Origin of the sequence: Niallia sp. XMNu-256, from assembly GCF_036670015.1 — a bacterium.
Lineage (GTDB): Bacteria > Bacillota > Bacilli > Bacillales > Cytobacillaceae > Bacillus_BD.
Map to the genome: position 1 here is coordinate 1,183,099 of NZ_CP137636.1, position 26,122 is coordinate 1,209,220.

Consider the following 26,122-nt stretch of genomic DNA (forward strand, 5'->3'; position numbering starts at 1 on the left):
TCCAATACGGATTTAGATTGTTTTGCTTATTGCTGATGTTCAAACCCTTTTTCATTTATATAATCAAGGTCTTGGAAAATGTCGGTTCCAAACCATTTCTCTGATAGCCTGGAAAGTGTTCCATCTTCAATTAATTCTGTTGTAGCTTGATCAAATTGTTGGGCTAATTCGGTATGTTCCTTTTTAAATACTACAAAGATCGGTTCCTTTGAAACCACTCCGCCCACCTTTAAATCTAAGTTCAGTTGCTCTTGAACTGCATCAAAAGTTGTTTTGTTCAAGAAAACAGCATCTGCCTTTCCTTCAGCTACACGTTTTAAGTTATCTGCATTCGATGGATGGTCAATACTTTCAATGGCGACAGGATTATCAGGGTGCTGTTCATTATAGGCATTTAAAATGGCTCTTAATCCACCACTTGGTGACATAGGGGCAAGTTTTTTATCAACCATATCATCTAATGATTGAATATCATTGCGATCTGATTTAGTAATTAGAGCGGTAAGAGAATATCCGTATTCTTTTTCTGGGTAAAGAAACTTTTCTTCTCTCTCAGGGTTTTTGAAAAACCAGTTGATGGCAAGATCAAATTTTCCTGTATCTACCCCAACTAAATTGGTTTCTTCTTCTCCCCACACATATTCAAAGTGATAATCTGGTAACTTCTTTTCTATTTCTTTTAAATAGTCCATATCATAACCAATGGGATTATTTTGATCATCCGCATGTAAGAAAGGTGGATTCACTTCATCACTTAATGCTACTTTAATGATTTTTTTTCCATCCGAAGTTTCATTAGTAGTCGTATTAGAGCAACCTGCGATAATAAAAATAGAAACTAGTGCTAATAGTGCTGTTAACCATAAACGTTTCATATTTTGTTTCCTCCTATTAAATTGTATACTCTGGTTCATGTACTAATCTTCTTAAAAACTGTTTCGTACGTTCTTGTGTAGGATGAACTAACACTTCTTTAGGTGTTCCTTGTTCAACAATCACTCCGCCATCCATAAAAACAACACGGTTGGCTACCTCTCTAGCAAAATCAATTTCATGGGTAACGATCACCATGGTAATTCCTTCTTTGGCAATATCTTTTATAATTGCTAACACTTCACCGACCATCTCAGGGTCAAGTGCAGAGGTGGGTTCATCAAATAAGATGACCGAAGGATTTAAAGCAAGTGCCCTTGCAATGCCAACCCGTTGTTGTTGCCCACCGGATAGTTGGGCTGGATATTCATTTAACTTTTCCTCTAACCCAACTTTTTTTAGTAATCCAGTACTAATCTCTTTTGCCTCAGTTTTATTCATTTTTTTGGAGACAATAAGTCCTTCCATGACGTTTTCCAGAACTGTTTTATTTTTGAATAAATTATAATGCTGGAAAACCATCGCAGACATCCTTCTTAATGTGAGGATATCTTTTTTTGAGGCATGTTTGCCATCAACAGAAAATCCGTCAATTGAAACGATCCCCTGATCTGGTTTCTCTAAATAATTCATACAGCGTAGAAGGGTTGTTTTCCCTGAACCACTAGGGCCGATAATCACTAAAACATCGCCTTTATTCACTTCCAGGTCAACGCCCTTTAGGACTGTATTATTCTTAAAACTTTTATGAATGTTTTTGAGTACAATCATGATAACACCTCGCTTTTTTACTATATTTATAATGTAAATATGAATAACAACACATTAGCACACAGTAATCCTACTTGTCTAGTAAGATTTTTGCTGGTATAATAAAAATTATTAAATTGCGGAAATATTATTCTATAATATTAATTTAAATTGAAAAAAGCCATTCAAATGGATTGGAAAGCAATAAAAGAAGGAAGTGTATGCATGTCAAAATCATTATTTCTAAAAACTAATACCCAAAAACAATGGGTGGATAAATTGTTATCCCATAAGGAATCTTTTCAAAGCTATTCAAATGAAGTGGATAAAAAATCACGGTTTCCAAAAGAAAATGTAAAAGCTCTCGTTGAAATGGGTTACACAAAGCTAACTCTACCAAAAGAATATGGTGGCGAAGGGATTACTGTAACGGATATGGTTTTATTCCAAGAGACGATCGCCAGTTTTGATGGTTCAACAGGGTTAGCAATTGGTTGGCACCAAGGGGTTGTCGGAGAATTATACGAACAAAAGCTCTGGAAAGAAGAACAAATGAAAGCCTTTGCAAAGGAAATCGTTAATGGGGCTCTTGTAAACAGAGCGGTTAGTGAGGCAATTACAGGAAGCCCTACTCGCGGTGGTCGTCCAGGAACAAATGCTGCTAAACAAAATGGAAAGTGGGTGATTACAGGTCAAAAGACGTTTACAACCATGTCACCCGCTTTAACTCATTTTCTTGTATCTGCATGGGTAGAAGAGAAGGAAGGAATTGGCTTTTTCTTAATTGATCGTGAAGCAGATGGGTTATCGATCAAAGAGACATGGGATGTTATTGGCATGCGTGGAACGGAAAGTCATGACCTCGTTCTTGATAAAGTTGAGGTAGAAGAAGAGAATTTTGTTGAGTTAAATAAGGGGCCAAGAGGAAACAAAGTGAATGGCTGGATTTTACATATTCCGGCATGTTATTTAGGTATTGCCCAGGCTGCCCGTGATTATGCAGTCGACTATGCGACACAATATTCGCCAAATAGTATTCAAGGAACCATTAGTGAATTGCCAAATGTCCAAAATTTAATTGGTCAAATCGATTTGGAATTAATGAAAGCACGCCATTTTCTTTATAGTGTAGCAGAGTCATATGATGATGAGGCACGCCGTCCCTACATTATTAATGAATTAAGTGCTGCGAAACATATTGTCACAAACTCAGCGATTTCCATTGTCGATAAATCCATGAGAATCGTAGGAGCGAAGAGTTTACAGTTGTCTAATCCACTACAAAGATATTACCGTGATGTTCGCGCAGGCCTTCATAATCCACCAATGGATGATATGACCATCTCAAAAATAGCTCAAACGGCTATAAATGAGTTTAAACAATAATAGCTAATAAAAGTAATTTCATCATTTAGTAGAATAGGTAGATAAATCAATATAAATTTGATAACCTTTAAAATATTGGTTTATAGTGATAAGGAACATTTTCCAACTTGAAAGGGGCAAATGAAAGATGGCAATAAAATTACCATTGAAAGCAGATCATGTGGGAAGCTTTTTAAGAACCGAACCGATTAAAGAGGCGAGAAAGGCTTTTGCAAACGGGGAAATTGATCAAGCAGCATTAAAAGCGGTTGAGGATCAAGAAATTACAAAACTGGTTCAAAAAGAAATTGAGGTTGGACTTAAAGCGATAACAGACGGGGAGTTTAGACGTAGTTGGTGGCATCTAGACTTCTTATCAGGATTAGACGGTGTAGAATTTTTTGAAACAGAATATGTCAGCAACTTTAAAGGGGCAAAAACGAAGAATAATGCGATAAAAGTAACGGGAAAAGTAGATTTTAATAATCATTATATGATCGAACATTTCCAGTTTTTAAAAGAAGCGGTTGAACAATATGGTGATGGAACACAAGTAGCGAAATTCGCGATTCCAAGTCCAAATATGCTTGCAACAAGAATGCAAGGTGATGAATACTATAACGGCGATAAAGAGGCACTATTAAACGATACAGTTACAGCTTATCAAAAGGCAATTCAAGCATTCTACGATGCAGGCTGTCGTTATTTACAATTAGACGATACTTCTTGGATCGATTTTGTTTCAGAAGACCGTATTAAAGCGGTTGAGGAAAAAGAAGGCAAGAAAGTCGATGAGATCATCAATGACCGAGTGCGTTGTTTAAATGAAGCAATTGCAAACAAGCCTGAAGATATGCTTATCACCATGCATATTTGTCGTGGAAACTTCCGCTCTACTTATATCGCTAGCGGCGGTTATGATCAAATATCCGATGCGATTTTTGATCAATTAAATGTGGACGGGCTTTTCCTTGAATATGACGATAAACGCTCAGGTGATTTTGAACCATTAAAAAGCTTTGGTCAAAATAATAAAGTCGTTGTTCTAGGATTAATTACGTCTAAATTCCCTGAACTAGAAGATCCAGAAAATATTAAAACGAGAATAAAAGAAGCAAGTCAATATATTCCATTAGAAAATCTAGCGTTAAGTCCTCAATGTGGATTCTCTAGTACAGAAGAAGGAAACGTATTAACGGAAGAGGACCAATGGAATAAAATTAAACATGTGATCAAGATTGCCGAAAGCGTGTGGGCATAATTAAATAAACCATTGGATTTTTAAACCTAACCAAAACGATTATATTTGGTTAGGTTTTTCTTGTTTTAAAATTCATTAGTATGGCAAATATGGAAAAATGACTTCTATATTAAATGAATCTTAATTCACTAGAAGGGTTAAATACTTTAAATCCTTATAAAAATTGTGCATAATGATATATATAATACTATATTCAATTCAAGATAATTTAAGTGAAGGGTAATAACAACTTTTTTTAGTGAAAATTTTAGAATAACAAAATCAATGGTTTGAGAAGTGAATGGTTATAAAACTACAAAGGACCGGAATCAAGTTCGGATCCAATTGCTCGAGCCAAGAGTTGAGTCAATTTATTATTGCAGCAAAGAAGCCGGGAAAAAGAGCTATGTAATATGATATTAGTGGAGGGTCAAGAATATGGGGAATAAGAAGATCATTCAAATACAAAATTTAGGTTTTCAATGGCAAGCTGAGAGTCCATTCCTTTTCAGTGTGCATCATAAGGATGCCTATCCAGCTGGGAATGATGAACAAGGGCCGGATGTTTCATTAGCAGGCAGGAATCTAGGAGAAGACTTTGCCATAAAAGACGGTTTCAGAATGTATCATGGAAAAACAGTGCCAGGCTTTCCTTATCATCCACATCGCGGATTCGAAACCGTTACCGTTGTCTTGGAAGGCTTTGTTGATCACTTTGATTCAACTGGAGCAGTGGGGCGCTATGGGAATGGAGATGTACAGTGGATGACAACAGGGAAAGGGTGCCTACACTCAGAAATGTTTCCCCTTGTACATGAAGACCGAGAGAATCCACTAGAACTCTTTCAAATTTGGTTGAACCTGGCTGCTGAGAATAAATTTTCCCAACCTGTATATAAGATGCTATGGTCTGAGGACATTCCAGTTATTGAAACGATAGCACATAATGAACGGAAATCAACGGTTAGGATCATTACAGGAAGTTGGGAAGGGAAGAAAAGTCTAGAGCCTAGCAATGTATCTTGGGCGAAGGATCGGAACCATCATGTTGGGATTTACCTTATTAAAATGGAGGCAGAGGCATCTATCACGTTGCCGTCTATCTCTAGTACTTTAAATCGAAACTTGTATTTCTATGAAGGGAAAGAAATTAACATTGATGATAGGACGATTGAGAGTTCTAATCGAATTAAACTTGCAGGTGACCAGGAAATTAAGATTAAAAATGGATCACAAGAAAGTCAACTACTCGTATTAGAAGGGGAGCCGATTCCAGAACCGATTGTCCAATATGGACCTTTTGTTATGAATTCTGAAGAGGAAATTCGCGAGGCCTATAAAGACTATCAAATGACACAGTTCGGTGGCTGGCCTTGGGGTCGACCAGATCCAGTAAACGAGCGTAACGCTGGAAGGTTTGCTAAACATGCGGATGGAACCGTTGAAAAAAGATAAGGTACTAAGGAAATCAGCAGGTACTTTTAATAATAAAGGTTTCTATAACTAATAAGGGCCCGAGCATTTATTGTCGGCAGCCCTTTAACTTTGATTTTTTCTTATTTTTGCAAATTCCGTTATTGTTCTCTTAAGTAAAACCATACCATATTTATAAATGTATTCACCTGTAATTCAATAGGGGTTCCTTTAAATACCTTTTGAAAAGGTTCTAATAAAGGTTTGATAACCACTTTACGAATGCGACTCAGCCCCAATTCCGATTGGATGGCATCATATAAATCTTGCTGTTCTTCATTAAAGACATATTGTTGTTTCAGTTGATGGAAGTGTTCCATGATCTCTACTATCGATATGTTTTTCCTTTCACCCTTTTGACGCAATAAATGGATGGCTGAATGATTTAGCATCGGGCTTCCGTTCTTAATCATTTGAGGAATAATTAGCTCTACATAGGTCAAAATGTTCGAGATTAAATCATGTAAGGAATAAGAACGATTCGTAATACGCAACGTAAAAAGCATATGTTGAAGCATGCCATAAAATAGGACAGTTCCTTCAAAAGCATAATCCCGAATTTCCTCCCCCATTAATTCAATTAACCTATTTTCCAGCCATTCCATTTCAATCACTCGGTGTTGCAGAACTAATTTTCTAAGTTCTTTCTCATTTGAATATAGAATTTCCTCAAATAGCGCATTCAGATTACGTTCTTCGTTTAAGCGAATTAAAATGGTAATTTGCTCAATGAACACTTCACGATCTTGTGCATTTTTACTTAATTGGACTTGGATTCGCTGTTGGCTTGCATCGTAACGAAGATATTCTAAAATGTCAGCAATACAATCATTTTTTGAAGTGAAATAATTATAAAAAGTCCCTTTTGAAATCGCTGCATTTTCTATAATCTCCTGTATAGATGTTCGAGCAATTCCTTTTTCTACAAATAATTTTAAAGCAATATCTGCTACTTTTCTTTTACGATGATTCATGTACTCCTCCTAACTTCCAGATGGTGTCTACTGCCTCATTAGACATTTCTTCAAACATAGTGTCGAGTTCTTCGATAAATAAAGAGAGATGGGTTTTGATTTATTTTCTTCCATGAAGCTAGAATGTCTACTTCATAATTGTACCCTTCAATGTTAATAAATGTGAGGGAAGGTGGTGGTGCGTAGGATTCAAAGTATTTTGGAAGCATCGTACTGCCCATTTCCGAATCAACCATCATCAACACAGCTTCGATGTGAGAGGCCGTATGGAAAATCTTTGGTGAAATCCCGTTATTCGAGCATGCGGCTAATAACAGATCAAAACCTAGTGAAGATTTGTCTCTTTCCAACATCACAAAAGATTCATCCATCAAATCCGAAACATGACCACTTGTCCGATTTGCTAGTGGGTGGTCACAATGCATGATAATGGAATGAAAATGTTTCCATAGCGACTTTAATTTCAGCCCACCAATACTATGTATTCCAAGGGAGAGGGTGAAGGTGATATCTAGTTCATCAACTCTAGCTTTTCTAATAACTGACCTACATGATGTAATTTAATTTAATGTCTACCTTTGGATATTTCTATCTAAATCTTCGTATTAATTTTCGGTAATAATTCCCGAACCGGGGTACTTAACAAACCAATATTAATTATACCGATGTATCCATCTTCAGCTTGTTGGACCTGTTCAAGAGACTCATCTAGCTTTTTTATAATTTCCCGTGCATCTTTTAAAAAAACAGTACCTGCATAGGTCAACTCAACAGAATGTTTCGTACGATTTAATAGTTTTGACCCCTAATTTTTTTCTCTAGTCTAGATAGGCAATTTGCTGGCTAAAGGCAGGTTGGGCAACATAGAGATCCCCCCATCCATTTACAGGTGATTTTTATGGTTATTATAATCTGAATGTTAAAAATAGACAATTGTTATAAGGGAATTCTTATTACTAATATGTTTTTTAGATATTTTCAAAAATATTAAAAACTATTTATCATATCTAAGGGCTTAACAAGGTTAAATAAAAGGGGTTTCTTACAGGTCTGGTTGATGGTACTAAATGAAAAATACAGCAAGAATGGCAGAGAATTAAATTTCAAATAGATGAAAAGTCTTACTAAATAAAGGGAGGAAAGGGTATGATTCAGTTGGCAAAAGCATTAACTCATGATGAAGCCGTCCAATGTGCAAAAGAGTTAGCAGCCAAAATTAAACCGTGTTTTAAGATAACAGAGGAAATAAGTTGACAACCTATGATCTTAAGAATCATCGGATTATAAATTCAAAATTACCAAGAATTACGTAAAGTCTGTTCGAAGCTCTATTTTACTGCTTATACACTTGTTTTTTGACGACAAGTTTACTGGCGATCATGACTGGGAAGACCAATTCTTTTTGTTTATAATAAGTTTTTCGCTTTTGTGATTGCGATATTTGGTTAACTGGCAGGGAAAAAAGAATGGAACGATGGCGATTCAAGCAACTAGTAGGGGGGGATTTGTTCTTATATTGGGATAATTTAAGTAATTTTAATGACAAGCAAGTGGAATCTGTCTATAATTAGTAATAAATACAATCTTATATTATGGTTTATACCAATAGTAATTGGTGCCATGGTGATAGGTTGGTTATTGAAAAGAAAAGACAGAATTTTGAAATAGGAGAGCAGCAGATTTTTAACGCAAAAAATGACTAAGGGGGAAATGTAACATGGCAAAAGAGAAAATTGAATTTGATTTTACCGAAATCTTTAAGAATGAGCGAATTGGATTTCTATCAACCATTCACGAGGAAACAGGGGCCATCCAACAAAATGCAGTATCATGGGTTCATGGGCACAAGCCAGATGTCCTTCGAATTGCGGTAGGAAGCAAGGCGCAAATTGTTACAAACATTGAAGCGAACCCAAATGTTAATTTTAGTTTTTTCTATAATAAATCAATTGTTTCTTTCCAAGCAAAGGCAAACGTTATTACGAAAAAAATTCCAGGTGTTCCATTCCCATTAACGTTAATCGAGCTAGAGACTGATGAACTGCATGATATTATGTTCTATGGAGCCGAAGTCACACAAGAGCCTGTATATGAAAAGACATATAATGTGAAAGCTGCAGAAAAATTAGATGTTCAAGTATACGAGGGAATGGCATTAGATTTTGAAGAAATTACTTCCAATTAATTAAACCGTCTGTTTTTGATGGATAATAATGGTTGAATCAACATGCTCGGGTTGGAATCCGTTCTATTTGAGAGAGGAGATTGGGGCATGGCTGTAAAGGTAAATGAAGGAATTCAGTTAATAGAATTGCATGACGTCATCAATGATGTAGAGATGGTATTTAGACCAACAATCATCTGGGATGATAAGGATGTCGTACTTATTGATACGGGTTATCCTGGGCACTTAGAGGATATTAAGACTAGTTTGGAGAAACTTCCAAATGGTAAATTAACGAAGATTATTATCACTCACCACGATTATGATCATTTAGGGAGCTTGTATGAAATCATTCAAGGCTTTGATCATAAAATTGAAGTGTATGCCCATGAATTAACGAAACCATATATACAAGGGGAAAAACCCCTTATTAAAACGGGGATTAATGTTCCAAAAACATTGGTTGATGTAACGGTTGAAGATGGGCAAGTTTTGCCATTTTGCGGGGGAATTACTGTTATATTCACACCAGGTCACACGCCAGATCACATAGGTTTATATCATCAAGATACCAAAACCTTGATCACAGGGGATGCAATGACTGCAGATCAAGGTCAATTGCAAATTCCGAATCCTAAATTTACATTAGACATGGACCAGGCTTTAGTGTCTTTAAATAAATTTTTGGATTTTGATATTGAAACGGCTATTTGTTATCATGGCGGGGTTTGTCGAGATGGAATTAAGGAGCGTATTTCTACTTTAGCAGCTGGAAAATAGTAGTTTCTAATCAATAGAGGGGGGTGATAACACTATTAAAATGTTGTCACTCCCCTCTATTATTCTAGTTAATTCGATATTTTAATTATTGCATGAACTCTTTCATGACAAGCGGTAAATGATTACTATTCGAAAGAACACTTAATAAATAGGTTTTGCTATAATTTTTTTTATGATCTACATAGGGAATGGCAATGATATCTCTATTTAACACTAACGGGTCATTTAAATAGAAGATTTGCATTGTGAATGGAGTTTTTCTAAACTCATTTATGGAATGATTAAAAATATGAGGGGGGAGCAGCAATGATTACAAAAAAGATTCGAATTCAATTTGTTGACACGGATGCGTCTGGAAGAATTCACTACAGTGCAATATTTCGTTATTTTGAGATTATGGATCATGATTTTTTTAGAAGAATTGGTTATTCCTACAAGAAGATTCTTCAACTAGGGTTAGATATGCCGAGAGTCCATGTGGATTGCAGTTATCTAGGGGAAATTAACTACGATGATGAGTTGGAAGCACAAGTTTCAATTTCTAAAGTAGGAAATTCATCCTATACACTGGCTTTTGGTTTTTACAAAGGAGAGACACCTGTGGCAAAGGGAAGTCTAACCAATGTATTTATTGATCGAAATACAGGTAAATCAGTTAAAATACCAGAATCAATTAGAACCGAATTAGCTAAACATCTTGAACCCGTATAAGCTCAGTAAGGAATAGAGATCTTTAGACAGATTTGCCATTTGAGGTTGTCCTTTAAAAACAAGGACAACCTCATTTTTAGCTTAAATTACAATCGGATAAACTCAAATTAGTAGTTATAATTATTCAACATTGTAAGTATTACTTAATATATATGTAAGTAATGTTAACTTTACTAACGAGAAGAATAGTTATAAAATTATGATAAGTTAAATAATTGAAAACGTTATCTTACTTATTTCTAGATTGGAGGATTTAAACATGGGCAAGATATTTGATTCCATACAAGATGCGATTCGCGATATCCATGAAGGCTCAACATTAGTCGTTGGTGGATTTGGAATATGTGGCATACCTGAAAATTTAATTATCGCACTTAGAGATCAAGGCACGAAAAATCTAACGGTCGTCAGTAATAACTGTGGAGTGGATGGCTGGGGCCTAGGGTTGCTGTTAGAAAATAAACAAATTAAAAAGATGATGGCCTCTTATGTAGGTGAGAATAAAACCTTTGAAGCTCAATATTTGAGTGGAGAGATCGAAGTAGAACTGATTCCTCAAGGAACTTTGGCAGAAAGAATTCGTGCTGGTGGTGCAGGAATCCCTGCTTTTTATACCGCAACAGGTGTGGGTACGCCGATTGCGGAAGGGAAAGAAATGAAAGAATTTGATGGTCGAAAGTATATTCTAGAAAGGGGAATTGTTGGTGATTTCGCCTTGGTGAAGGCGTGGAAAGCAGACCCATTTGGAAATCTTGTCTTTAGAAAAACATCACGTAACTTCAATCCATTAGCAGCTGCAGCAGGAAAAACCACGATCGTTGAAGTAGAAGAAATGGTTGGTATCGGTGAATTGGATCCAGATGAAATTCATACACCAGGTATCTATGTACAACGAATCGTCAAAGGACCTGTTTATGAAAAACGAATCGAACGTCTAATGGTTCAAAGTGCGAAAGGAGGAGAAGCAAGATGAGTAATAGCCGTTTAGCGATCGTAAAAAGGGCTGTGAAAGAAATTAAAGACGGAATGAATGTCAATCTTGGGATTGGAATGCCAACATTAATTGCAAATGAAATACCAAGTGAGTATAGTGTAATGCTGCAATCAGAAAATGGCTTGCTTGGAATCGGTCCTTATCCATACGTTGGGGAAGAGGATCCAGATCTTATCAATGCTGGTAAGGAAACAGTAACAGCCGTCCCTGGAGCCTCCTTTTTTGATAGTGCTGAATCTTTTTCCATGATTAGAGGTGGTCATATTGATTTAGCGATCTTGGGAGGAATGGAAGTTTCTGAAACTGGGGATTTAGCCAATTGGATGATCCCGGGAAAGATGGTTAAAGGAATGGGCGGTGCAATGGACTTGGTTCATGGTGCCAAGCGGGTCATCGTGATCATGGAACATACAAATAAACATGGAGAAACAAAAGTAAAACGTTCATGTACGTTGCCATTAACAGGTCAAGGAGTGGTTCATTGCTTGATTACAGACTTAGCTGTATTCGACTTTACCCCACAGGGAATGGAGCTTGTTGAGTTACAAGAAGGAGCAACCCTTCAAGAAGTTCGTGAAAAAACAGAGGCACATTATATTGTGAGTCCGAAACTTCTTGAAAATTTAAAGATAAAATAGATTAACAACTTCAAGTTAGAAGGATTTTTTCATTATGGGCAGTTTTTCTCCTACCATTTAAGGATGGAGCCTGACTGCCCCTAAAATCAAAAAGTGGCGAGAATATAAATAGTAAGAATTTGAACCAGAAAATGACAGGTGCTATGCATCTGTCATTTTTTTGCGAAATTAATAAAAGCATTTGTTAATTTAATAAAAAGGTATTTCCGTTTGACTAACTTTTTTTTATGAATATATCGATACTATAATTTTACTTGTTGTTTTTTTCTATTTAAATAATGCTAGACATTGTTCTAAAGTTGTTAGCTATAATTCTATTCGTCGCTTTCTAATAGGTCTATAAATATTGAGTAATATAATACTAATCTAAAATAGACAAAAGTATTTATTAGAAATAAATTATGTTAATAACTTTTTAATTTGTTCATTACGATAAAAATGTCATGCTGATTACGATAATGAAAGGCTTCTAAATAAGGATTTAATAGAAAAATTATAATTAGTATGTTCAATAAATATTAGGGTAACCATTTTTTAAAAATAACATTATAATAGTCTCTTAAAAGTTAATATAATTAATTTTCAGAAAATATTGACAAATATAATCTCCACGATTAATATTACAGTATGTTGTTGAAAGCGCTTCTAACAATGGGAACTAATCTATCTATAATGTGTTAGTAAAATTTTAGCTCGGGTTTAAGCCTTTATTTTTTGACGGCCAACAAAAAATAAAGGGGAAGGCCAAACAAAGCGATTGATCTTGATATGAGGGGGAAAAGGTTTGAGAAGAAGTGTTGGGAAAAAAATGCTTATGTTTCTGGTTGTCATAATCGCGTTTCAGGATGTAGCAGCAGGTGTAGCAGGTTCAATCATGGCTGATATCATTAATGCTTATCCAGATTATGATCCCACTATTGTCATGATGGTTGCTACGTTTCCTGGGTTAATTCAAATTATTCCAGCTCTATTTTATGGAAAACTATCAAATAGATTTAAAAAGAGAACATTGTTATTTACAGGTTTAACACTGTTTATTATCGGTGGTACACTTCCAACATTTATTGATAGCCTGCCGTTGATTATCGCAGCGCGGGGGATTTTAGGGCTTGGTGTTGGAATTACTATGCCGCTTTCTATTGATATCATCACGGATTTCTTTGAAGGAAGAGAGAAAGACTTTTTAATAGGGTTTGGAACTTCGACGGTTGCTTGTATTGGGGCCATTTTCTTCCAACTTGGAGGCGGAATGCTTGCCGATGCTTTCGGATGGCAATACGGCTTCCTAACATACCTATTTCCTATCTGGATTCTGGCTGTTACTATTCTTTATTTGCCTGAGCCTGAGAAGAAAGAACATGCTCATACAGCAAGTCTTGAAGGACAGAAAAAGGTTAAAATGCCAAAAGCGGTTTACTGGACTGTATTGGCTCAAGTTTTCTATTCTGCTTTAATCTTTGGTTACGTTACAAATATTTCTGTTGTAATCCAAATGGATAACCTTGGAAGTGCCACCGAAGCCGGTATGGCAATTTCGGTCTTTACATTTGGTACCTTACTTGCAGGATTTGTTTTTGGAAGATTTAAGCATATGCTGCCAAGAATGTATATGCCTGTTGGAATTTTAATGACGGGAATTGGAATGGCCATCTGCTATGTTTCACCGAATTTAACGCTTATTTTTATTGGAAGTATTATTGGGGGAGCTGGAATGGGAATTGGGCTTCCAGGAATCTTTGCAAGGGTTTCTGACCTTACTCCTGCCGCGGTTACATCTGCTGGTGTTGGATTAGTTGTTGCGGCTCAAGGGGTTGGCGGAATTATGGGACCATTTGGTTTCCAAGTTGTTCAAAATATCTTCAATCAGGGCATTGGTCGTTTCCCATTGGCTGTAAGTGCCATCGGTTTAATTTTATTGGCCATTGTTTGGGTAGTAAGTGGAACGAGAGCACCAAAGCAGGATTTAGAAGTTACGTTAAATTAATAGGATAGACTGATCGGTAAAGTGAGGATGTTGCCCATTGAGTTCTCTATTTAGTTTCAGATGAATCTTCCTTCATGACTAGGACTGAGTTGGTCTTTGATTGAGGAACAATAGCAGGTACAAAAATAGTCGAATAGAAAAACTATTTTATATAATTAGAATATTCAGTCTATTAAATGATAATAATTACAAGAACTGAGGGGGGTTAAAATGAGGTCTGTAAGAAAAAAACGGTCAATATTATTTATTGTAATGACTAGTCTAGTTTTATTTCTCGCTGCATGTGGAGGCTCAAACCAGAGTTCTTCTGAGGCAGGGGAAAAAGATGGGGATGTCATTGAATTAGTGGTAAATAGTTGGTTTTCAAGTGATGCTGACGTTCCAAACAATGTTTGGAAACCGTGGGCAAAATATGTGGAAGAAAAAACAGATGGACGAGTTAAAGTTAAGATTCATTATAATGGAGCTCTTGCTTCATCAAACGAAATTCTTGAAGGTGTACAAAGTGGACTATTTGATATGGGACTGGCATTAGCACTCTATTATGAAGACTCTCAATTGTTCCCACTATCAATTGGGGAGCTGCCATTTACGGCAAGCGGCGATCCTGATAAAGCAGCCCAGATTATGCAGGAATTCTCCGCTGAATATGAGGATGAGATTTGGGACGGTGTTGTTAAAGTTGGTGTAGGCTCGCCGCCGCCTAACTACATTTATTCAACAGAACCCATTGATAGTATCGACTACCTGAAAGGGAAATCTGCTCGTGTTTCTACAGAAATGGAGGCCTTGCTCGTTAAGAGTATGGGAGGGACACCTACACAAGTTACTTTTGAAGAACTTTATAACTCTCTTGATAAAGGAATGATCAACTCCTTCTTTAGTACTCACGATGTGTATTCAAATTTACAATTAGTAGAAGTCTCTCCACATTACCTAGGGGATCCAATGAAATTTGTTGTAGGAACAGCGATTATGAATGAAAACTTCTTTAATTCTTTGCCTGAAGATTTACAAACTCTATTTGTGGAAGATTTGAATCCAAAATGGGAAGAATTATTCGAAGGAAATGCTCGGAAAATCATGGAGAACGATCCTGGAATCGAAAAAATGGCTAAAGATACTGGTGGAAGTATGACAAAATTCTCTGATAAAGAATTACTAGAATTCCAACGCTATGCGAAACCGGTTTGGGAGCAGTGGGCGGAGAATGCTAATAAGAGAGGGTATCCAGGAGGTGAAATGCTAGAGCGTTATATTGAAATTTCTAAAAAACACGGTGTAGAATTAGAATTCCTTAAGTAAATAGCAAATGAAGGTGTATGTAAAATCGGTGCATACACCTTCTTCTAAATAATCGCAGTTCTTTTTCCGTCTAGCAAACTAATAGAAAAGGTGATCTAATGAACGTATTTTCTAAAGGCGTGTTCTATATTATGAACATTTTAAAGATCATTGGAATGATTTGTTTGGGGTTAGTGATGTTGATTGTCACGATTGGGGTTATTTCACGATTAGTGGGTTATCCACTATTAGGTGTGGTTGAGTTGGCTGAAATTATCCATTTTGTTGTCATCCTATTTGCTTTCGCGTATACGCAGTTTAACAAAGAGCATATTTCGATTGGCCTTTTAGTGGATCGATTTTCACCAAAGGTTCAGTTGATTTTTGACAATATTGCCCATGTATTAACCGTTTCTGTTTGTATGGTCATTAGTTACGTATTTTTTACAATTTCAATGGAAGAAACGAAAACGTCTTTATTGTTCGACTTTCCTTTTCAAATTTTAAAAATCATTGTTACGATCGGATTTTTTGTTTGGGGACTGGTTTCCCTGAGCCAAGTCCGCTTTAAAACTCCTCCAGAACAGAAGGGAGTGACATCAGATGTCTAGTACCATGATTGGAATTATTTTTATTATCGTCATGTTTGTGTTGTTGGCCATTCGGGTACCGGTCGCGATTGCAATGGCCATTCCAGGGATCGTGGGAATCTTGTACTTACGAGATTGGAATGTTTTAGTGAATGTCGTTGACCAAACCATTATGAATAACTCACTCAGTTATACGATGACGACTATCGCGATGTTTGTTCTGATGGGTGAATTAATGAATTCCTCTGGGATCAGTAGTAATTTATTTAGTTCTTTTAAAATATGGTTTGGAAAAATTCGTGGTGGCTTGGCACTGGCAACCGTTACTGCGGGTGCGCTATTCGCGGCTTCTTCAGGATCCAGTATAGCAACAACAGCATCGCTTGGCACAGTTGCATCAAAAGAAATGATGAAAAGCAACTATAGTAAGCCGCTTACGAGTGGATCGATCATCGCAGGGGGGTCCTTAGGTATCCTGATTCCACCAAGCACCTTTATGGTCATGTATGGTGTGTTAGCGCAGCAGCATATTGGAAAGCTGTTAATGGCAGGACTCATGCCAGGACTTTTGTTGACGCTTCTCTATATTTTAACGGTCGTGATTTATGTAAAAATAAAACCAGAAGCAGCCGAAAAAGGGGAAGGTCATTCCTGGGCTAAACGCTTTAAGAGTTTATCAAGTACAGTTCCAATTGTAGTCCTTTTTGTGTTTGTGATTGGTGGTCTTTTCATCGGCCTATTTGGACCAACGGAAGCAGCAAGTATGGGTGCATTTGGTGCGGCCATCATTGCGATCGTTAGAAGAAAACTTACACTAAAAGTAATCGGTGAAGTATTGGAAAGAACATTGAAAACAGTCGGGACTTTGTTTGGAATTCTATTATCTGCGATGCTTTTAAATAGCTTCATTGTTCAATCAGGGTTGCCAACGTATCTTAATGATTTTTTAACAGGTTTAACATTAGCGCCGGTTTATATTTTTATTTTAATTATAATCATGTACATTATTTTAGGCGCCTTTATGGATTCGATGGCAGCGATGCTTGTGACGTTTCCCATTGTGTTGCCGTTAGTGGAAACTCTAGGATACGATCTGATCTGGTTTGGGGTGGTGATGTGTATTTTAATGGAATTGGCACTCATTACACCACCAATTGGAATGAGTTCGTTTGTATTAAACGGGGTCGCACCTGACTTAAAGTTAAGCAATATTTATAAGGGTGGATTGATCTTCTGCATCCCGATTCTAGCATTAATCGTTTTAATTTATGTGATCCCTGAAATTGTACTATTCTTGCCGAGCAATTTATAGAGAAGATTACTGAATGAATCGACTCTCTTTAGGAAGTCGTTCCCAAAACTAGATTCTATTAAATTGGTAGTCATTTAAACAGAGTCCTTAATCATAAGGAGGAAAGTATTTTGTCCTTAAGCAAAGAGATCGTACGTGCTGTTCGACAAAGGCAGAATCAAGGTTTGCCAGAGGAAATCCGCGATAAGGTGATTCTTCATATTACGGATACAATCGGGATTTCGTTAGCCGCTTATAAAGGTGCTCCGGTCGCATTTCGTGCAATAAAGGGGATTTCGGTTGGAGTTTCGGGTGGCACTGGGAGAGTGATCGGAAGTGAACATTGCTTGCCACCTGCTTATGCCGCCTTCGCAAACACCGCTTTAGCACATGCGTTAGATTATGATGATATCAATGATTTAGCAAGAATTCATCCTACTCCCGTAACTTTAGCCGCGGCTTTAGCAGCGGCAGACGCGGGGCCATCAAGAGGAACCGATTTAATCACGGCGGTTGGGTTAGGCAATGAGTTGTTGTGCCGGCTTGGGTATGCGATTGAGCCAAAGGGGACTGGTGCAGATTCTAAATGGTTTTTAAGTCAACTGTTTGGTTATTTGGGTGCAGCCATTACGGCTGGACTTGTTCTAGGGTTAGATGATGATGAATTGGTACATGTACTTGGACTAGCTTATATGCAGGCTGCAGGTGGGAAAGAGCCTGGAGTCGGGATTGGTTCTCAAGCAAGAGCGATTTATCCAGCCTTTGCCTCGATGGGAGGGGTGCAAGCTGCATTGTTGGCCAGTAAAGGGGTAACAGCACCTGCAAGTTGCTTAGATGGAAAAACGGGTTTTTTTAAGAACTATCTTGGTGAAAATTTATCGGAAGCACAGCGCAACGCATTCCTAGACACAGGAACATGGGCATTCGCTCATACATCAATCAAACTTTTCCCTAGTTGTCGTTACTCCCATCCTTTTATCCAATCAGCTTTAGAGCTTAGAGAGCAGTTTCGGTTGGACGAAATTGAGGAGGTTGTTATCGGGGTAAATCATACAGCGAATATGCTATGTCAGCCTCTTGAAAGTCGCTTGCACCCGACAACCATACAAGATGCCAAATTTAGCATTCCTTATTTGGTTGCCTTTTCTTTTATTCATGGAAGGGTGAATTTGAATAATTTGAGTGAAGAGTCCCTAAAGGATCCGCAAATTTTTGCGTTTACAAGTCGGATCAAAATTGAACAAACGCAAGAGGATACACCAGGAATTCCTTTAGGAGATCTTAAAGTAATTAGTATAAACGGAACAAAAAGAGAGATTAAACGAATCAATGCTGAAACATCCGTTCATGAAGTAAAACAGAAATTCATAGAATGCATGCAGTTTGGAAAAATAGGAGACCCAGTAGAGTATTGGGAATTATTAAGTAATCATTTACATTACGATATGATTAAAGAATTACCGATATTGGATTCAAGGGTGTGATGAACACTCTTATAAGTGTTTTCGTATGATTAGGATTGGGTAGAGTCATTCATCTATAAAATACTAAACTTTAGATAGTGGATCATGTTTTTAATGCGTATAGATTGTTAACTTGAGGAATTTTCTCAAAATATTGACTTTTACAAAAACAAATACTAGAATTATAGTTGTGTAATGATAACGTGAATATCAAGGAGTTTATTACGAAATACACGGAAAAAGTGACACAACTAAAATTTTAGTTAAAGAATCATTGGATATTAAATAAAAGTGAGGGATATGTGATGACAGGAATTAGTACTCTTAAAGTTCAAACAGGAAATTATCAAACATTCATTAATGAAGGCGGTGATCGCTCTTCTGAAACCATTATTTTTCTTCATGGAAGTGGCCCAGGGGTTAGTGCACAAACAAACTGGCGTCATATCTTGCCGCATTTCGAGGATAAATTTCGTGTCATAGCACCAGATATTTATGGGTTTGGGGACACAGACCATCCTGATGATCCTCCGAAAAACGGAGCGCAATGGATGAATGAAAGGGTCAAACAAATTCTAACCTTGATGGATAATTTAGAAATTGAAAAGGCCCATTTAGTAGGAAATTCACTTGGCGGAGTTATATCACTCTTTTTAATCATGTATGCACCAGAGCGCTTTGATCGAGTCGTACTTATGGGAGCAGGCGGGGGTTTAAAAGAACCAACACCAGAACTTGCTAAACTAGCAAACTTTCATAGAGACCCAGATCCGGTTAATTTTAAAAACTTGTTGAGATGGTTTGTAGCAGATGAAAGGATTGTAGAAAATGAACTTGATCAAATTGTTCAAGAAAGAATGGAAGCATTTAGTAGACCAGAAGTACGCAGATCATATGAAGCCAACTTCTCTGTGACCCATTTATCTGATATGCTCGTGCCACCATCTGCATTAAAGAGAATGGACAATCCATTTCTGCTCATTCATGGACATGAAGACCGTTTTGTTCCGCTGCAAAGCAGCCTTTATGTGATGGATTACCTGCCAAATGCACAGCTTCACGTGTTTAAAAACTGTGGACATTGGGCGCAGATTGAGCAAAAAGAAAGATTTCTAAAACTAACAAGAGATTTCTTCACCGGTGAAATTTAAGCTGATAAAACAGTAACATGTTTATGCACGGTTCGATTCTCTTATTGGCTTTTAGCGATAAGCTTCCATCTAGAAGTTTAAAAGTAACTATCATATGATTAGACTAGCAAAATAAGAGAATCGGGGTGCATATTGATGAAAAAGGAAAAGGCATATGCCTATATTAAAAGATTAATCATAGATGGAAAATGGGATGTGGAAGAGCCCATTAATGTTAATGAAATTACTGAACATCTTCAAATGAGCCGAACACCTGTTCATAAGGCTTTAACACAATTGCAACAAGAGGGGTTTCTAACGATCATTCCACAAGTCGGTGTTTTTGTTAAAAAACCGAAGAAATCTGAAGTCATGGAGCGCATTTTGGTGTGTTCCAATTTAGATGTTCTTTTAACAGAACAAGCTGTACCAAAAATAAGTGAAAAAACAATCGTTGATCTTGAAGAACTATTAAAAAAGATGGATGGCCTAGTATTGTCTTCAGAAGACTATTCAACGCTCAATATTGAATTTCATTCAATCATATATGCCGCTTCAGAACTTACATACACCATGGAATTAACGAGACAAATTTGGGATTATTTACAATATATTGGAGATCCAGACATTATTTTTTCAAGAGAGAAAAGAAAGCGTTCTCAGCGTGAGCATTGGATGATTTATCAGTCTATAAAGGACCGGGATAGTCATTTAGCTAAAATCCTTATGGAAAAACATGTCCGCCGTATTGCTGAGTCGGTTGAGGAAAGTTTCAGTAACTAGTAAAAGTATGGATTTCCTTATTCTCGAGGTGAAAAGGATGAAAATTCAAGACGTTGTAGCAGATAATAGTAAAAAGCTCTTATCAACGACCGATGCTTTTGGTGTTTTAAGAAGTGGATTAATAAGAAATTTAGGGAAAAGAAGAGCAACAGGTTTTTTACTGCGTTATGGGTGGAATTTAGGCGTAAATGATGCGACAGAAGCGATGAAAATAAGCTCCTCTCTTAATGACCTGATTGATCAAGCGTCCACATTTCATTTAAATACAGGATTTATATCAGATATCGAGTCTGAAAGACATACAGAAATAGACGATTCTGGAAAAGTAACCTATATTCGTGCGACAGGTAAATGGAAGAACTCCATTGAAGCACGGGAACATGTCAAGCATCTCGGCCAATCAGATACTCTGGAATGTCTTACATTAACAGGCTATGCCACGGGGTATATGACGACTGTTTGTCAAAGACCTGTCTTTGCAAAGGAAATTAGCTGCATTGCCAAAGGCGATCCCGAGTGTTGTTTTGAAGTGAGATTACAAGAGGATTGGGGAAAAGAAGTTCAAGACCACCTGAAGATGTATCATGAAATGAATATTATTGAAGAATTAGAGGGTACTTATGAGCAACTTTTAGAACAACGCAACTATGTAGAAAAGCTCTCAACTTTTCAAAAGAAATTGACGGATAGCATTTCAAACGGCAGTAATTTGCAAGATATTGCCGATACCACTTATAAATTTCTCCAGATTCCCATTGCGATCGAGGATTTGGGCTTTCAGAAAATCGTCATAGCAGGAATAACAGAGGAAGAATACTTTGAGCTCAATACCGAGATGGTAGAACATTGCACACGGGAAAATAAACACTTGTTACCGGACTACGACCAAACAACAAAATTAGTATCGGGCAATCAAGTTCGCTTAATCACCCCCATCACGGTTCAAAAGAAGATTATTGGATATTGTACATTTATTTACCACAACGATGAAGTGAATTATACAGACAATGACATGATGTTTATTGAAAGAGTGGCAAACGCAGCCTCCCTTAATCTATTGAATGAAAAGGTGAGTTATGAAGCGCTTGAAAGAATGAAGGGCGATTTTTTACAACTTATTTTAAGAGGCGAATTTAACTCAAAAGAAGAGATTATTAAACGCGGTAGTTTTATGGGGTATGATTTCCGATCTCCCTATCGAATCGCTGCTATTGAATATGTTAAAAAAGGTGCAAAGACCCAAAAGAAAGATTTTAAATTACAATTGTTAGAAACGATCACGAAGTATATGGATATTCAAGGCTATAAAGCGCTTTTTTGTACATATGAGGGACGAGTTATTTTCTATATTCCGTCAGTAGGGAGTCATACAGTAGATTTGGGAAAAATACTAAAGCACATTGAAAGTACAAACCCTTCCTACTCTTTTAAAATCGGAGTCAGTGATGAATCGGACGATATTGGGAATATATCCGAATATGTGGATGAATGTCTAATTTCATTACGAATGTCTACGGACAAAAAAATGATCCACTTTAGTGAATTAGGAATCGTTGGTGTTCTTATTAATTCTAAAAATATTAATGGAATCAAAAGAATGGTTAAACAAGAACTTGGTCCTTTATATCAATCTAATGATGCAAAAACGAAGGAACTGATTAAAACCTTATATGTATTTTTAAAAAATGGCGGGAAGCTGCATAAGACGATGGAGGATCTTGCTTTATCGATGAGCGGACTAACCTATCGAATCAATAAGCTAGAAAGTCTCCTAGAAAAAGATTTGCGAGACTCTTCCCAAAGCTACCAGTTGCTCCTTATTTTAGATTCAATGATCGCGATGGGTGAATTAAAAATATAGGCAATCCTTTAAGAGCATTCAATTCTTGGAATGCTCTTTTTTCTATGAAATTTAAATGACTGCGTTTATAAAAAGAGTTGGAAACTCTTGGTTTTTCTTTAAGAGTGTCAAAAAACCAATAAATATCATTTAAAATGAACTGAATAATCAAACAATTTTTCCTCTAGAATTAATAGCTTGAATTTTCTAAAATTTAATTATGAAAAGGTTTCCAAAGAAGAGTTTAAGAGAATACCAACTTTGGACTTAAAGGGAGGAGAAGATTTACAAATGGCTGAACTTACACAACAACTAATCAATACAGGGAAGTACGAAACATTTTTAAATCGTTCGGGTAAAGGAAATTCAGAAACTATTTTGTTTCTACATGGCTCTGGTCCAGGGGTATTTGCTTGGGCAAACTGGCGTTATGCGTTAGATGACTGTGGAGAGACATATGATTGCTTAGCTCCAGACTTGGCAGGGTTTGGAAAAAGTAGTCATCCTGATACATTGCCGAAAAATAGACAAGGGTGGATGGATCATTGGGTAGCTCAAATGATTGAACTTCTTGATGAACTAGGGATTCAAAAGGCCCACCTTGTAGGAAATTCACTAGGGTGCTCCATTGCACTAGAACTACTACTAGAGCATCCAGACCGGTTTGAAAAAGTGGTATTAATGGGACCTGGTGGAACACCAAACACAAAACTAAGTTTAGAGCTTGGTCGTGCCAAAGGCTTTTACGACAAACCTTCAGAAAAGAAGATGCGTCAAATTATGAGCTGGTTTGTCTATGATGATGAAAAGCTTGCACCGGAAATCGATGCATTGGCAGAAACTCGCTACGAAACAGCGATGCGCCCGGAAATTCAAGCTTCTAATAATTCTATATTTGCTACTGCAGCGGTTCCAGTTCCTGTAACAGCTCTTAAACGAATTAAGCAACCTGTACTGTTAATTCATGGACGTGACGATATGGTATGTTCGGTTGAGTCCAGTTATTACCTCTTGTCTCATCTGCAAAATGTTCAAATGCATGTATATGGACAATGCGGTCATTGGACCCAAATTGAAAACAAAGACAGTTTTAATTCATTGATCTTAAATTACTTTAACAATTCGATTTAACTTCATTGAGCAAAAGCCCTTTTACTATTTAAGTTAAGGGATGAATACAAAAGTAAGTTGGTTATTAGATAAAGCAGGACGAAAAAACGCGAATTTGATTTATAAACATACCTAAAAAGGAGTGGAGCATAAATGGCTGAAATCGTTGCGGGTGTGGCAATCTCTCATAGCCCATTAATTATGTCGAGTGAGGAACGGGGCGGAGAGAAGGGACAAAGGTTTTTACAAAAATCGAGGGAAATGAAGGAATGGTTAGAAGAGGTAGGAGCAGATGTATTAGTACTCATTTCGGATGACCACTTTAACGAATATTTCTATAATCATATGCCAACCTTTACGATTGGAATTGATCAATGCGATGGCTTAGGGGATTGGCTGCTGCCAAAATACAAAATTCCAGTTGAAAAGGATTTAGCCAAACATATTCTTCATACAGGGCTGAAGAATAATGTTGATTTTTCGTTTACGATGTCGATGAAAGTGGATCATGGTCATACACAAGGAATTTACTTTTTAAACCCAGATCTAGACATTCCAGTTGTACCAATTGCGATTAATACGGTTGCCCCGCCGCTGCCGACAATGGACCGTTGTTTCCAGTTAGGTGAGGTGTTACGAAAAGCAATCGGCTCGTGGGATGCTGATAAAAAGGTCGCGATTGCAGCTTCTGGGGGTCTGTCCCACTGGGTTCCCGTTCCGAAGGTGGATAGCGAAAAACCTGAAGAACAGGAAATGATTCATTTAATGAAAAATGGTCTAAGTGTTGTCGACATCCCAATAGAGGAATTCTATCAAGGTCGAATTGAACGAGTCACGAAAATTCAATCTGGACCTGTAAATGAGCAATGGGACCGCGAGTTCTTGGAGCTTATTAATAATCGTGATTTTGAAACATTGAGAAATTGGAGTTCAGAAGAAATTGAAGAAAATGGCGGAAATGGCGGACAGGAAATTCGAAACTGGATTGCATTGCTTGGAGCTGCACAAGACTTAGAAGCTAATGTTGTCTATTATGAACCAATTCCAGAGTGGGTAACAGGGATGGGAATTGTTCAGTTCAAGCAACCTGTCAAACTTAATAAACCTAAAAATGAGACTGCAACAGGGATAAACGGCTGAGAAAAAGATTGAAACGTGTATGAAAGGAGGATTTAGTTTGAGCAATCATTATGAAACCGACATCGTTGTTGTTGGGGCAGGTAATGCAGCGATGTGTGCGGCGATAGCCGCAAGGGAAAATGGGGCCAATGTAATCGTTTTAGAAAAATCCCCAGAAGCAGAAAAAGGTGGAAATAGTACGTATACACATGGGTCGATTCGTTTCGCCTATAACGGGGTTGAGGATTTAAAGCAAATTATGCCCGAATTGACTCAAGAAGAGCTAGATATGTCCGATTTTGGTTCTTACACAGAGGAAGACTTTTTTGAAGACATGTGCAAGCTGACTGATTATCGAACAGATCCAGAATTGGCTTCGATCTTAACGGGTAAAAGTTTTGAGACGATGAAATGGCTTCGAGATCATAAGGTAAGGTTTGTGCCGATTTATGGGCGACAAGCCTTCAAAATCGATGGAAAATTTAAATTTTGGGGTGGAATGATTGTTGAATCTGTTGGAGGCGGCTATGGTTTGATCGATTCCTTACACCAAGAAGCGAAAGATTTAGGTGTCATCGTATTATATGAAGCGATGGCGACTGAACTCATCCAAGATGATGAGGGTGTACATGGAGTGATTTTTAAGCATAAGGGCAAAACAACAGAAGTACATGCTAAATCCGTCATCCTTGCATCAGGTGGTTTTCATGCGAACACAGAAATGAGGACTCGCTATTTAGGTCCAAAGTGGGACTTGGCAAGACCAAGGGGGAGTCGCTATAACACGGGTGAAGGAATTCAAATGGCCTTAAATATAGGGGCCATGCCACATGGAAACTGGTCTGGTGCACATGCTGTCGGCGGTGACCGTTATGCTGAATCATTAGGGGAAGGGTTCCAAAAACTGAGCTATCCGTTTGGAATTATTGTCAATGGGGATGGACAACGATTCGTTGATGAAGGAGAAGATTTCCGGAATTACACGTATGCAAAATTAGGCAGATTGATCCTTGAGCAACCTAATCAATTTGCTTGGCAAATTTTTGATTCCAAGGTGACCCATTTATTACGTGAAGAGTACAAATTGAGAACGGTAACAAAGGTGAAAGCTAAAACACTGGAAGAGTTGGCCTCCAAATTAGATGGAGTTCAACCAGACAAGTTTTTACAAACGGTTAAAGAATACAATGAAGCCATTCGTAAAGATATCCCATTTAATCCAAATATTAAAGATGGTCGCAGAACAGATGGCTTAGCCATAAATAAGTCTAACTGGGCAAACCCGCTTGATGAAGGACCATTTGAGGCTTATGCCGTGACTTGCGGAATTACGTTTACTTTTGGTGGTTTAAAAATCAATACAGAAACGGAGGTCCAGGATTTAATTTCTCAATCGATCCCAGGTCTTTATGCAGCAGGTGAATTGGTTGGCGGATTATTCTATTTTAACTATCCTGGTGGCGCCGGATTAATGGCAGGATCTGTGTTTGGAAAAATTGCTGGAGAAAATGCAGCCCAATACGTAAAAAACACTTTAATTAATCAATAGTTTAATAATAATAAATG

At 37.3% G+C, this 26,122-nt stretch carries 25 protein-coding genes; 19 read left to right on the top strand and 6 right to left on the bottom strand.

Annotated elements, in window-relative coordinates:
• Window positions 1-26: 26 nt before the first annotated feature.
• Complete coding sequence (locus R4Z10_RS06045; protein WP_338472305.1) at window positions 27-875, bottom strand: transporter substrate-binding domain-containing protein; 849 nt, start codon at window positions 873-875, stop codon at window positions 27-29.
• Between the two features lie 16 nt (window positions 876-891).
• A complete protein-coding gene (locus tag R4Z10_RS06050) occupies window positions 892-1,644 on the bottom strand; it encodes an amino acid ABC transporter ATP-binding protein (protein WP_338472306.1) in 753 nt (250 codons plus the stop codon).
• Window positions 1,645-1,848: 204 nt separating this feature from the next.
• Between R4Z10_RS06050 and R4Z10_RS06055 the strand changes: the two genes are divergently transcribed.
• From R4Z10_RS06055 to R4Z10_RS06065, 3 genes are all read left to right on the top strand, one after another.
• Window positions 1,849-3,009, top strand: coding sequence for an acyl-CoA dehydrogenase family protein (locus R4Z10_RS06055; RefSeq protein WP_338472307.1), 1,161 nt, complete (start codon window positions 1,849-1,851; stop codon window positions 3,007-3,009).
• 127 nt (window positions 3,010-3,136) lie between these two features.
• The gene (locus R4Z10_RS06060) at window positions 3,137-4,249 is read left to right on the top strand and encodes a 5-methyltetrahydropteroyltriglutamate--homocysteine S-methyltransferase (protein ID WP_338472308.1); all 1,113 of its coding nucleotides are present in this window, start codon (window positions 3,137-3,139) and stop codon (window positions 4,247-4,249) included.
• A gap of 417 nt (window positions 4,250-4,666) precedes the next feature.
• Window positions 4,667-5,683, top strand: coding sequence for a pirin family protein (locus tag R4Z10_RS06065; RefSeq protein WP_338472309.1), 1,017 nt, complete (start codon window positions 4,667-4,669; stop codon window positions 5,681-5,683).
• 119 nt (window positions 5,684-5,802) lie between these two features.
• Here R4Z10_RS06065 and R4Z10_RS06070 read toward each other — a convergent pair whose 3' ends face one another.
• Genes R4Z10_RS06070 through R4Z10_RS06080 form a run of 3 tightly spaced genes read right to left on the bottom strand, consistent with a single transcriptional unit; the run spans window position 5,803 to window position 7,441 of the window.
• Window positions 5,803-6,675: a TetR/AcrR family transcriptional regulator gene (locus tag R4Z10_RS06070; protein ID WP_338472310.1), complete on the bottom strand. Its 873-nt coding sequence runs from the start codon at window positions 6,673-6,675 to the stop codon at window positions 5,803-5,805.
• Window positions 6,676-6,725: 50 nt separating this feature from the next.
• Entirely contained in the window at window positions 6,726-7,235 is a 510-nt protein-coding gene (locus tag R4Z10_RS06075) for a LysR substrate-binding domain-containing protein (RefSeq protein WP_338473171.1), read from the bottom strand.
• Between the two features lie 32 nt (window positions 7,236-7,267).
• Window positions 7,268-7,441, bottom strand: coding sequence for a hypothetical protein (locus R4Z10_RS06080; protein WP_338472311.1), 174 nt, complete (start codon window positions 7,439-7,441; stop codon window positions 7,268-7,270).
• Between the two features lie 951 nt (window positions 7,442-8,392).
• On the opposite strand from R4Z10_RS06080, the gene R4Z10_RS06085 reads away from it, so the two are divergent.
• Both R4Z10_RS06085 and R4Z10_RS06090 read left to right on the top strand, forming a co-directional pair.
• Window positions 8,393-8,860, top strand: a complete 468-nt coding sequence (locus tag R4Z10_RS06085; protein ID WP_338472312.1) for a pyridoxamine 5'-phosphate oxidase family protein — start codon at window positions 8,393-8,395, stop codon at window positions 8,858-8,860.
• Between the two features lie 87 nt (window positions 8,861-8,947).
• The gene (locus tag R4Z10_RS06090) at window positions 8,948-9,619 is read left to right on the top strand and encodes an MBL fold metallo-hydrolase (protein WP_338472313.1); all 672 of its coding nucleotides are present in this window, start codon (window positions 8,948-8,950) and stop codon (window positions 9,617-9,619) included.
• Window positions 9,620-9,704: 85 nt separating this feature from the next.
• Here R4Z10_RS06090 and R4Z10_RS06095 read toward each other — a convergent pair whose 3' ends face one another.
• The gene (locus tag R4Z10_RS06095; RefSeq protein ID WP_338472314.1) at window positions 9,705-9,863 is read right to left on the bottom strand and encodes a hypothetical protein; all 159 of its coding nucleotides are present in this window, start codon (window positions 9,861-9,863) and stop codon (window positions 9,705-9,707) included.
• Window positions 9,864-9,925: 62 nt separating this feature from the next.
• Here R4Z10_RS06095 and R4Z10_RS06100 point away from each other — a divergent pair, with 62 nt between their 5' ends.
• The 14 genes from R4Z10_RS06100 (at window position 9,926) to tcuA (ending at window position 26,105) form a co-directional block, all read left to right on the top strand.
• Entirely contained in the window at window positions 9,926-10,330 is a 405-nt protein-coding gene (locus tag R4Z10_RS06100) for a thioesterase family protein (protein ID WP_338472315.1), read from the top strand.
• Window positions 10,331-10,589: 259 nt separating this feature from the next.
• Window positions 10,590-11,303: a CoA transferase subunit A gene (locus tag R4Z10_RS06105; RefSeq protein WP_338472316.1), complete on the top strand. Its 714-nt coding sequence runs from the start codon at window positions 10,590-10,592 to the stop codon at window positions 11,301-11,303.
• Window positions 11,300-11,962 (top strand): 3-oxoacid CoA-transferase subunit B, encoded by a 663-nt coding sequence (locus R4Z10_RS06110; protein WP_338472317.1) that lies wholly within the window; start codon window positions 11,300-11,302, stop codon window positions 11,960-11,962. The genes R4Z10_RS06105 and R4Z10_RS06110 overlap by 4 nt, the downstream gene beginning before the upstream one ends.
• Before the next feature lie 784 nt (window positions 11,963-12,746).
• The gene (locus tag R4Z10_RS06115) at window positions 12,747-13,946 is read left to right on the top strand and encodes an MFS transporter (protein ID WP_338472318.1); all 1,200 of its coding nucleotides are present in this window, start codon (window positions 12,747-12,749) and stop codon (window positions 13,944-13,946) included.
• Between the two features lie 210 nt (window positions 13,947-14,156).
• Window positions 14,157-15,251 (top strand): TRAP transporter substrate-binding protein DctP, encoded by a 1,095-nt coding sequence (gene dctP, locus R4Z10_RS06120; RefSeq protein ID WP_338472319.1) that lies wholly within the window; start codon window positions 14,157-14,159, stop codon window positions 15,249-15,251.
• Window positions 15,252-15,349: 98 nt separating this feature from the next.
• On the top strand, window positions 15,350-15,841 hold the full coding sequence (locus R4Z10_RS06125; protein ID WP_338472320.1) for a TRAP transporter small permease: 492 nt from the start codon (window positions 15,350-15,352) through the stop codon (window positions 15,839-15,841).
• The gene (locus R4Z10_RS06130; protein ID WP_338472321.1) at window positions 15,834-17,132 is read left to right on the top strand and encodes a TRAP transporter large permease subunit; all 1,299 of its coding nucleotides are present in this window, start codon (window positions 15,834-15,836) and stop codon (window positions 17,130-17,132) included. Before R4Z10_RS06125 ends, R4Z10_RS06130 begins: the two co-directional genes overlap by 8 nt.
• A gap of 110 nt (window positions 17,133-17,242) precedes the next feature.
• Window positions 17,243-18,595 carry an MmgE/PrpD family protein gene (locus tag R4Z10_RS06135; protein WP_338472322.1) on the top strand — a complete coding sequence of 451 codons (1,353 nt, stop codon included), beginning with the start codon at window positions 17,243-17,245 and terminating at the stop codon, window positions 18,593-18,595.
• A 284-nt stretch (window positions 18,596-18,879) separates the two neighbouring features.
• On the top strand, window positions 18,880-19,725 hold the full coding sequence (locus tag R4Z10_RS06140; RefSeq protein WP_338472323.1) for an alpha/beta hydrolase: 846 nt from the start codon (window positions 18,880-18,882) through the stop codon (window positions 19,723-19,725).
• A 135-nt stretch (window positions 19,726-19,860) separates the two neighbouring features.
• Window positions 19,861-20,487, top strand: a complete 627-nt coding sequence (locus tag R4Z10_RS06145) for a GntR family transcriptional regulator (RefSeq protein ID WP_338472324.1) — start codon at window positions 19,861-19,863, stop codon at window positions 20,485-20,487.
• A gap of 37 nt (window positions 20,488-20,524) precedes the next feature.
• Entirely contained in the window at window positions 20,525-22,348 is a 1,824-nt protein-coding gene (locus R4Z10_RS06150; protein ID WP_338472325.1) for a XylR N-terminal domain-containing protein, read from the top strand.
• Window positions 22,349-22,618: 270 nt separating this feature from the next.
• Window positions 22,619-23,458, top strand: coding sequence for an alpha/beta hydrolase (locus R4Z10_RS06155; protein WP_338472326.1), 840 nt, complete (start codon window positions 22,619-22,621; stop codon window positions 23,456-23,458).
• Between the two features lie 132 nt (window positions 23,459-23,590).
• Window positions 23,591-24,577, top strand: a complete 987-nt coding sequence (locus R4Z10_RS06160) for a hypothetical protein (RefSeq protein ID WP_338472327.1) — start codon at window positions 23,591-23,593, stop codon at window positions 24,575-24,577.
• A 37-nt stretch (window positions 24,578-24,614) separates the two neighbouring features.
• Window positions 24,615-26,105: an FAD-dependent tricarballylate dehydrogenase TcuA gene (tcuA, locus tag R4Z10_RS06165; protein ID WP_338472328.1), complete on the top strand. Its 1,491-nt coding sequence runs from the start codon at window positions 24,615-24,617 to the stop codon at window positions 26,103-26,105.
• The last annotated feature ends 17 nt before the right edge of the window (window positions 26,106-26,122 follow it).

Bases quoted from the DNA above. Each gene is read 5' to 3' on its own strand.
- R4Z10_RS06045 (WP_338472305.1), bottom strand. From the start codon at position 875: ATGAAACGTTTATGGTTAACAGCACTATTAGCACTAGTTTCTATTTTT.
- R4Z10_RS06050 (WP_338472306.1), bottom strand. From the start codon at position 1,644: ATGATTGTACTCAAAAACATTCATAAAAGTTTTAAGAATAATACAGTC.
- R4Z10_RS06055 (WP_338472307.1), top strand. From the start codon at position 1,849: ATGTCAAAATCATTATTTCTAAAAACTAATACCCAAAAACAATGGGTG.
- R4Z10_RS06060 (WP_338472308.1), top strand. From the start codon at position 3,137: ATGGCAATAAAATTACCATTGAAAGCAGATCATGTGGGAAGCTTTTTA.
- R4Z10_RS06065 (WP_338472309.1), top strand. From the start codon at position 4,667: ATGGGGAATAAGAAGATCATTCAAATACAAAATTTAGGTTTTCAATGG.
- R4Z10_RS06070 (WP_338472310.1), bottom strand. From the start codon at position 6,675: ATGAATCATCGTAAAAGAAAAGTAGCAGATATTGCTTTAAAATTATTT.
- R4Z10_RS06085 (WP_338472312.1), top strand. From the start codon at position 8,393: ATGGCAAAAGAGAAAATTGAATTTGATTTTACCGAAATCTTTAAGAAT.
- R4Z10_RS06090 (WP_338472313.1), top strand. From the start codon at position 8,948: ATGGCTGTAAAGGTAAATGAAGGAATTCAGTTAATAGAATTGCATGAC.
- R4Z10_RS06095 (WP_338472314.1), bottom strand. From the start codon at position 9,863: ATGCAAATCTTCTATTTAAATGACCCGTTAGTGTTAAATAGAGATATC.
- R4Z10_RS06100 (WP_338472315.1), top strand. From the start codon at position 9,926: ATGATTACAAAAAAGATTCGAATTCAATTTGTTGACACGGATGCGTCT.
- R4Z10_RS06105 (WP_338472316.1), top strand. From the start codon at position 10,590: ATGGGCAAGATATTTGATTCCATACAAGATGCGATTCGCGATATCCAT.
- R4Z10_RS06110 (WP_338472317.1), top strand. From the start codon at position 11,300: ATGAGTAATAGCCGTTTAGCGATCGTAAAAAGGGCTGTGAAAGAAATT.
- dctP (WP_338472319.1), top strand. From the start codon at position 14,157: ATGAGGTCTGTAAGAAAAAAACGGTCAATATTATTTATTGTAATGACT.
- R4Z10_RS06125 (WP_338472320.1), top strand. From the start codon at position 15,350: ATGAACGTATTTTCTAAAGGCGTGTTCTATATTATGAACATTTTAAAG.
- R4Z10_RS06130 (WP_338472321.1), top strand. From the start codon at position 15,834: ATGTCTAGTACCATGATTGGAATTATTTTTATTATCGTCATGTTTGTG.
- R4Z10_RS06140 (WP_338472323.1), top strand. From the start codon at position 18,880: ATGACAGGAATTAGTACTCTTAAAGTTCAAACAGGAAATTATCAAACA.
- R4Z10_RS06145 (WP_338472324.1), top strand. From the start codon at position 19,861: ATGAAAAAGGAAAAGGCATATGCCTATATTAAAAGATTAATCATAGAT.
- R4Z10_RS06150 (WP_338472325.1), top strand. From the start codon at position 20,525: ATGAAAATTCAAGACGTTGTAGCAGATAATAGTAAAAAGCTCTTATCA.
- R4Z10_RS06155 (WP_338472326.1), top strand. From the start codon at position 22,619: ATGGCTGAACTTACACAACAACTAATCAATACAGGGAAGTACGAAACA.
- R4Z10_RS06160 (WP_338472327.1), top strand. From the start codon at position 23,591: ATGGCTGAAATCGTTGCGGGTGTGGCAATCTCTCATAGCCCATTAATT.